This window comes from Corynebacterium halotolerans (assembly GCF_050107895.1).
GTDB lineage: Bacteria > Actinomycetota > Actinomycetes > Mycobacteriales > Mycobacteriaceae > Corynebacterium > Corynebacterium halotolerans_B.
The window spans coordinates 1-1,393 of the sequence record NZ_JBNILW010000037.1 but is presented as its reverse complement, the minus strand read 5'-3'; the positions used below and the strand labels follow the sequence as shown (position 1 = coordinate 1,393).

General features: G+C 61.3%; 1 protein-coding gene. It reads left to right on the top strand.

Annotated elements, in window-relative coordinates; translation table 11 throughout:
• The first annotated feature begins 52 nt into the window (after positions 1–52).
• Positions 53–1,294 carry an IS701 family transposase gene (locus ACQCVD_RS15420; protein WP_426824665.1) on the top strand — a complete coding sequence of 414 codons (1,242 nt, stop codon included), beginning with the start codon at positions 53–55 and terminating at the stop codon, positions 1,292–1,294.
• The last annotated feature ends 99 nt before the right edge of the window (positions 1,295–1,393 follow it).

The window sequence follows — 1,393 nt, the reverse complement described above, 5'->3', positions numbered from 1 at the left end:
TAGTGCTTTGTTAGCTCTTGTGGGCAGGTGAGCTGAGGCGTAAATTCATATCATGAGCAGGAACAATACCACCGCCACTCATGATGACCTCGCGGACTTCATCACCGAGGTTTTCGCCTCCCTGACCCGCAAAGACCAACGCGCCACCAGCAGCTACTACCTGCAGGGGTTGATGCTGGAGGGTCGACGTAAATCGATGCAGCCCATGGCGCAGCGCCTGGGTATCGACCATCAACGACTCCAACAATTCGTCACGACCTCCCCGTGGAAGGTCGAGCCCGTCCGTCAGGTGCTGGTGACCAAGGCCATCGACACCATCCACCCTTCGGCCTGGGTTGTTGATGACACCGGATTCGTCAAAGACGGGCATGCCTCACCCGGGGTGGCCCGCCAGTATTCCGGGACTCTCGGCAAGGTCGGTAACGTCCAGATCGGGGTCAGTGTCCACGCGGTGACCGATCAGGCGTCCTGCCCGCTTAACTGGCGGTTGTTCCTCCCTCGTAGCTGGGACGATGCTCATGCCAAGGATGAGGACGAGCGCGCCCAGATCACCCGGCGTCGGCGCCTGTCCCGGATCCCTGAGGACATCGGCCATCAGCCGAAGGCCGAGTTGGCGTTAGAGATGATCGACGAACTCACCGCGTGGGGACATAGTCCACCGGTGGTGGTCGCGGACGCCGGCTACGGCGAGAACGGACTGTTCCGCACTGCTCTGACCACCCGTGGACTGGACTATGTTGTGCAGGTCAAAGCCTCGACGAGTATGCACACCGGTGATGCGGTCTACGAGATACCGGCGTATTCAGGTCACGGCCGACCCAAGAAACCTGGGTATCGCACCACACCGGTTCAGGCGGAGGTGCTGGCTCGATCCCTGCCGATCAAGCAGTATCGTCCGGTGTCCTGGCGACAGGGCAGTAAAGGAACACTGACCAGCAGGTTCACTGCGGTGCGGGTGCGCCCGGCGAACCGGAACCTGCCGAGGAACCCGGACGGCACGCTGCCGGCATGCTGGCTGCTGATCGAATGGCCCAGTGGTGCCACAGCACCCACCGACTACTGGCTGTCCACCCTGCCCGAGGACACGACGATCGAGCAGCTGGTCAGACTGGGTAAAATCCGGTGGCGGATCGAGCATGACTACCGGGAGCTGAAACACGGCCTGGGTCTGGATCATTTCGAGGGGCGCAGCTGGTTGGGCTGGCATCACCACACGGTGTTAGTGACCGCGGCGCATCTGTTTGTCACTATCCAACGGTTGGCCGCGGACCCAAAAGCGCGCAAGGCGGTGTGAGTTTCTATGTCACACTCGCCGAACTCCAGACCGCTGTCATCAGGTTGTTGGCCTATTGCCCGTACTGTGGCCGCGCCCCCACCTAACAAAGCACTACTA

Excerpts from the sequence above, each read along its gene's own strand:
- ACQCVD_RS15420 (WP_426824665.1), top strand. The coding sequence starts at position 53 with ATGAGCAGGAACAATACCACCGCCACTCATGATGACCTCGCGGACTTC.